Source organism: Chitinophaga sp., assembly GCF_036569125.1.
Classification (GTDB): Bacteria; Bacteroidota; Bacteroidia; order Chitinophagales; family Chitinophagaceae; genus Chitinophaga.
Window position 1 is genome coordinate 1 of record NZ_DATCRF010000841.1, and the last position, 6084, is coordinate 6084.

The 6084-nt window shown below is 50.7% G+C and carries 6 protein-coding genes; 2 read left to right on the forward strand and 4 right to left on the reverse strand.

The window, feature by feature from the left end:
* Positions 1-51 precede the first annotated feature (51 nt).
* The 3 genes from VIM87_RS30995 to VIM87_RS31005 all read right to left on the reverse strand — a co-directional run bounded on the left by VIM87_RS30995 (position 52) and on the right by VIM87_RS31005 (position 1429).
* The gene (locus tag VIM87_RS30995) at positions 52-408 is read right to left on the reverse strand and encodes a hypothetical protein (RefSeq protein WP_332000738.1); all 357 of its coding nucleotides are present in this window, start codon (positions 406-408) and stop codon (positions 52-54) included.
* 97 nt (positions 409-505) lie between these two features.
* Positions 506-694, reverse strand: coding sequence for a hypothetical protein (locus VIM87_RS31000; protein ID WP_332000739.1), 189 nt, complete (start codon positions 692-694; stop codon positions 506-508).
* Between the two features lie 51 nt (positions 695-745).
* On the reverse strand, positions 746-1429 hold the full coding sequence (locus tag VIM87_RS31005) for a VIT1/CCC1 transporter family protein (protein WP_332000740.1): 684 nt from the start codon (positions 1427-1429) through the stop codon (positions 746-748).
* Between the two features lie 138 nt (positions 1430-1567).
* Between VIM87_RS31005 and VIM87_RS31010 the strand changes: the two genes are divergently transcribed.
* A complete protein-coding gene (locus tag VIM87_RS31010; RefSeq protein ID WP_332000741.1) occupies positions 1568-1825 on the forward strand; it encodes a hypothetical protein in 258 nt (85 codons plus the stop codon).
* Here VIM87_RS31010 and VIM87_RS31015 read toward each other — a convergent pair.
* Positions 1822-3432, reverse strand: coding sequence for a hypothetical protein (locus VIM87_RS31015; protein ID WP_332000742.1), 1611 nt, complete (start codon positions 3430-3432; stop codon positions 1822-1824). The two genes, VIM87_RS31010 and VIM87_RS31015, sit on opposite strands and share 4 nt — an antisense overlap.
* Before the next feature lie 405 nt (positions 3433-3837).
* On the opposite strand from VIM87_RS31015, the gene VIM87_RS31020 reads away from it, so the two are divergent.
* Positions 3838-6084: SusC/RagA family TonB-linked outer membrane protein (locus tag VIM87_RS31020; protein ID WP_332000743.1), on the forward strand; the 2247-nt coding region annotated here is incomplete at its 3' end.

Sequence of the window (6084 nt, forward strand, 5' to 3'; positions counted from 1 at the left end):
CTATGAACCTCCTTCGTCGGTTTAAAATTTATCATTTTACATTCTTGGAAATCACGCCACGGGCGGGCCCCGCCAGTCGCTGAGGTCAATGGCGACGGTAATAAACGTTTGTGCGTAACGGTGGTAACAGGTATGAATGTATACGAATTGCGGGCGTACCTGGTAGCTGTAGGCAACCGGCGCATGATCATGCCCGTCATTTAACCCAACCGGGCGGCGTTTAAAGTACTCCGGCTTTGATGATAAATGGTGATGGGTGCTGGCAGCTGCGCGGACAGGAAATTGCGCAGGCGTGTGGGTAATATAAGCAGCAGCATCTGAAACGGCCTGCTGGTGCGGGTGCACATCCATTCCCTGTTGTGACAGGAAAATGAAGCAGGCCAGGAATAATTGTATAAAACGTTTCAATGCTTGCTGGTTTATCAACCGCTAAGATATTGCAGGAACGCAAGATTAGGGAATAAGTCCACCCTTTTTAAGGTAATTTTAAGAAGCGGAAAGCTGGTTACTTTCCACTTTTACGCTTTGCATCGGCCTTGTCCTTCCCGTCATATTCATTTTCATCGTAGCCTTCCAGCTCATTATTCCGGTCGTCGTTAAATTCTTTTTTGGGCGCCTTTTTATTTACGGGGGTGGCTGCGGTGCGGCGCTTTTCCTCTTTAATGGCCCGTTTGGCCCCGGTTGTTTTTTTCATGGTCATAACAATGCATTTTGCTCTACCCCACAGGCTGCAAAAATGCTGCCGTTATGAAAGCCAGCGGGCCACCAGGTAGGCTGCTGCTGCTGCCACGGCGCCAATGCACATTACCTTTAAGGCCCCTGCCAGCAAGGGCTGGCCGGTAGCTTTGCTTTTGAAATAACCGAACACGAACAGGCAGATGAGGGTAACCACGGCCGATATTTTAAACCCATCCGTGGGGACTGCTGTGAAAAAATAGGGCGACAGTGGAATTAACCCGCCCACAATGTAGGACAGGCCAATGGTAATGGCGCTGGTACGCGCACGGGCCGGGTTAGGCTGCTGCAGGCCCAGCTCATACTGCATCATAAAAGACACCCATTTATCCTTATCCATGGCCAGCTCGTCCGCTATGCGGTGCTGCGTTTCCTCGCTGATCCCATAACCGGCAAATATGGCGCGGATCTCTTTCTTTTCCTGCTCGGCCATGTGCTCCACCTCGTAATATTCCCGTTTCAGCTCCGCATAGTAGTGATCCCACTCGGTTTTACCGGCCAGGTAACCGCCCAGGCCCATGGCAATGGCCCCGGCAATTATTTCCGCTATCCCCGCAGTTACCACAATACTGTTGCTGCTTACTGCGCTGCTGATGCCCGCTGCCAGGGCAAAAGGCACGGTTAGCCCATCGGCCATGCCAATAACCACATCAGTAATAAAATCAGAGCTTTCGAGATGGTGTTCCTGGTGCATAGAAAAATTTGAGAAAGACAAAATCTACCTGAAAATTATATTAAAATATGTATATTAGATATGTTATTGCGGCCTTTGTTGAATGTGAAAAACCAGCGCACTGACTATATCCACGTAATTCCCATAAATAGCAAGCAAATGTTCCACCAAGAGCCTATTATATCCATACTCATACTTTACCTGGTGAGCAAGGCAATTGTGCTGTCGGTAATGCTGATCTATTATTTATTTACGCCGGAACAGGGAACTACATCCACCCACCAGCGCCCGCGGCAAAAGCAGGTTACCCGGCTGCATTTAACCTTAAAGAATACCCGTCACCAGCAGCCTGTTTCCGGCCGGCACCGGAAAACAGCTTTACAGCAAACCATCGAAGAAACTTTCTCCAGTAATTAAAAACTGATCCACGCTATGCAGGCCTTCCGGTCGTCGCCCGTACGGGTAACCAGGATGGTGGCATAACTATTCTCCTGCACATTACGGTCTGCTGCGCCCAGCATGCAATAGTACGCTTTATCTGTTTGCGGATTGCCGAACAGGAACAAACGTTCTGCCTGGCCTTTCTGGTAGCGGTAGCAGATGGTATTGGCCTCCGTAAGGTAGCGCAGGGGCTTTCGGGCCTCAAAGGTGCCGCCGCGGTCCAGCGCCTGCAGGTAATCATTGAACAGGGTATAATCCCCGTGGCTGGTATGAATGTGGTCAAAAGAAAGGTACGGCGTGGTATTAAGCGCGGCCACACGGTTGCGGAACATCCAGGTGCCGCGGCTTTTCCGTTGCAGGTATAAGGGTTCAAAAGCGCCGTTGGCCACCTGCATTTTAGGGATCACATAGCCACTGTCGGCCTGCCCCGCTGCGCTGATGCTGCAAATACCAATATCCCCCAGGTTGGTATGCTGCATATTATACACGTTCTTACCCTGGGTGAACTGCTGCATTTGTTCCAGCTGCACAATGGCGCTGCCATCGGGCTGTACGCTGAGCATTTGCGGCAAGCCGTTGTAGTTGGCTAATTTATCCATGGGCAGTGCATTTTGCTGCTGCAGCTGCCCGTTATTATCCAGGTAATTGAGGTAGCACCGGCGCTCATCCGGTTTGGCCTTCGCATCGGCCGCCGCTACCAGCAGCAGTTGCAGGCGTTTGGCAGCCTCCGCCCATTGCAGGCTGGCATAGGCATTGCCAAAGTTGGCGGTATAGGCCAGGGGCTGGTGCTGAAACTCCGTTTGCCCGGCTTTTAATACGGATACTATTACCTGCGACTGTGCCTGCGGGCCGTTGCGTTTGGTATTAAAGCCTACCGTACACAGGTATACGTTTTCCTTACCCTGCACCGCCATATCCAGGTAGCTGTAGTATGGCAGCCCGCTGCTATCCGGCAGGCTGTAATAAGCCTGGTTCAGCAGCTGGTGCTCCGGGCTGAAATGCAGTACCTGTATGCGCTCCTTTGCATTTTCCTTACGCTGCAGCTCACCGCCGGCAAAGAAGGCCACGGCATAATACCCGCTGGCAGGGTCTTTAGCCACGTAAAAGTCGTGGGAGGCCAGGTTGTTCAGGGCAAATGCTTCCCGGTGCAGCACGGTGGGCAGCTCCCCTATCTTATCCTCTTGCTGCAAATGACCGCTGGTACCGTCTATTACTATACGAAACAGGGTAGGTTTATATTTAATGAGCTGCTGTAAAAAGATCACTACCTGCCCGTTAATGGCATACACCCCGTCAATTTCAGTATCGTTCATATCACGTGTATCCCACTGCCGGCCCGTGATCACGTCGGATACGGTAAGCTCCCGGGCGGCATTGTATAAAGAGCTTTGAATTCCCTTGCTTTTATCAAAATGTAAGTAACAGGTATTGCCGTTCGGCAGCATCACTACCTTATCCCAGCCATCGGCTTCAGGCTCCGGGAAAGCAGCGCTCAGGGAAACTTTAGGCGCCTGCGCTTTAAGCGCGCTACCGTAAAAACAAACCCCACACAGGATAAACAGGCAAACAGTACGCAGCATCATTCTCATTACTTTAATGAATTACCAGCGTCAAATATATTAAAAATTAATAATTTATAGAAGTATCCTGGCAACTGCTTTTCCAAAAAATACTGATCAAACTTGTTCAAATAATTTGTTAACTTAGAAAGAGAGAATTAACGAGGGTTTTTCGACAGCACGATAAAACGTGAATGAACATACGTAATATTTAATCTGTGATAGAATCTGTGAGAGGGGGTCCTCAGTAAATACATCTATACCAGGATCATTTTTGCACCTATACAAGTTCACTGAAAGGCACTATCAACCAATATTCCGGGCTTATTACAAAAGATGTTTACCAGAGCTTAACTCCTACCCTGTGATGCGATTTTTTTTATCGTAGACCGCTACACCAAGTATTAGAACCAAAATCAAAGATCGTTTATGATTTTAACGGACAGCTATTGTCATTTCCACCCGGTGAAATGGTTCCGGATCCTGTTCCTGGTATGTTGTTTACTGCCCCTGTTACCTACCGCCCCTGCAGCTGCAGGCCCGGTGGCAGCTTTCCAGGACACCCTCCCCGCCACAAAAGCCAGTGGTACGGTTACCGATGCAAAAGAACAGGTAGCGCTGCCCGGTGCTACGGTCGAAAACCTGGTTACCCGCAGAGGCACACAAACCAATGCAAACGGTGAATTTATGCTGGATGCCCGCCGGGGCGACTCCCTGCGCATTTCCTTTGTAGGCAAGGCTTCGCAGGTACGGGTATTTACCGGGCAACGCCTGTATATAAGCCTGGCCTCCCTGGAAGGTAATTTGTCGGAAGTGATCATTACCGGTTACCAGAATGTAGACAAAAGAAAGTTTGCCGGTTCCGCCGTTTCCCTGAAAGCCGAAGATGTGAAGATAGACGGTATGGTGGATGTAAGCCGCATGCTGGAAGGCCGCGCCGCCGGCGTATCTGTACAGAATGTATCCGGCACTTTTGGCGCAGCGCCCAAAGTACGCATACGCGGGGCCACCTCCATTAACGGGGATAACAAACCCCTGTGGGTGGTAGATGGTGTGGTGCTGGAAGATCTTGTGAACATCTCCAACGAGCAGCTGTCCAGCGGCGACCCCACTACCCTCTTAGGCTCCGCAGTAGCAGGTTTGAATGCCAACGACATTGAGAGCTTTGACATCTTAAAAGATGCATCCGCAGCCGCCCTGTACGGCGCACGCGCTATGAACGGGGTAATTGTGATCACCACTAAAAAAGGGCGTGCAGGCAAGCCCGTAGTTACCTATACCGGCAACTTCAGCACCCAGCTAAAACCCAGCTACAGCAATTACAACATCATGAACTCCGGCCAGCAAATGTCTGTGCTCTCAGAGCTGGACCGCAAAGGCATCCTGTACCCCAGCATACTGGATAAAGCAGATAATGGGGTGTATGGTAAAATGTATGAGCTGATGAATGCTGATCCCAACGGCAATTTTCCTTTGCTTAACACCCCCGAAGCAAGAGCGGAATATTTAAAACGTTATGCGCGCGCCAATACCGACTGGTTTGGACTGCTGTTCAAACAGAATTTCATGCAGGAGCATTCGCTGAGCATATCTTTTGGTACAGACAGGTCGCAGTCTTATTTCTCCACCAGCTACTACGGCGATAACGGCTGGACGGTGGCCGACCGCGTACACCGCTACACGCTTAACTTCCGCAACAATTACAAGTTCAATGATCGTTTATCCGTAGGCTTTTCTACCCTGGCCTCGGTACGCCAGCAGAAAGCGCCCGGCGCCCTGGCCCGTAACAGCAACCCCGTAGAAGGGAAGTACGACCGCGACTTTGACATTAACCCCTTCAGCTATGCCCTCAATACCAGCCGCACCTTAACGGCCTATGATGAAAAGGGAAAGCCGGAATACTTCCGCCGCAACTTTGCACCCTTTAACATCCTCAATGAGCTGCAGAATAATTACATGGATATAAACGTGATCGATCTGCGCCTGCAGGGCGATCTCTCTTACCAGATAACACCCGGCTTACGCTATGAGTTCGTAGGGGCGTTGCGGTATGTAAAGTCAACCCGCGAGCACCAGATCACGGAGAATGCTAACATGGCGCAGGCCTACCGCGCAGCCGGCAATTCCACCATCCGGCAGAATAACAGGTTCCTGTACCGCGACCCGGATGATCCCGAAGCAGAACCGGTAGTGGTGCTGCCTTATGGCGGTTTTTACAACCGTACGGAAGATCAGCTGGTAAGCTACGATTTCCGCAACGGCTTAAACTACAATCATACGTTTAACGATCAGCATGCGCTGAACCTGCTGGGTGGTATGCAGGTAAAATCGGCCGACCGCCAGAACTTTTCCAACACCGGTTATGGCTACCAGTATAATAACGGCGGCACGCCGCTGTATGACTACCGCATACTAAAGCAAACCATAGAAACAAATTTCCCTTATTTCGGCATGAGCAGGGATTACGACCGCTTTGTAGCCTTTTATGGTACCGGCACTTACTCCTACCGCTCTAAGTATAATTTAACCGCCACTGCACGTTACGACGGTTCCAACCGCCTGGGCAAATCCACCCGCGCACGCTGGCTGCCCACCTGGAGCGTAGGCGGCGCCTGGAATGCAGACCGGGAGCCTTTTATGGAAAATGTAAAGTGGGTTGATTACCTGACCCTACGC

Excerpts from the sequence above, each read along its gene's own strand:
- VIM87_RS31000 (WP_332000739.1), bottom strand. The coding sequence starts at position 694 with ATGAAAAAAACAACCGGGGCCAAACGGGCCATTAAAGAGGAAAAGCGC.
- VIM87_RS31005 (WP_332000740.1), bottom strand. The coding sequence starts at position 1,429 with ATGCACCAGGAACACCATCTCGAAAGCTCTGATTTTATTACTGATGTG.
- VIM87_RS31015 (WP_332000742.1), bottom strand. The coding sequence starts at position 3,432 with ATGATGCTGCGTACTGTTTGCCTGTTTATCCTGTGTGGGGTTTGTTTT.
- VIM87_RS31010 (WP_332000741.1), top strand. The coding sequence starts at position 1,568 with ATGTTCCACCAAGAGCCTATTATATCCATACTCATACTTTACCTGGTG.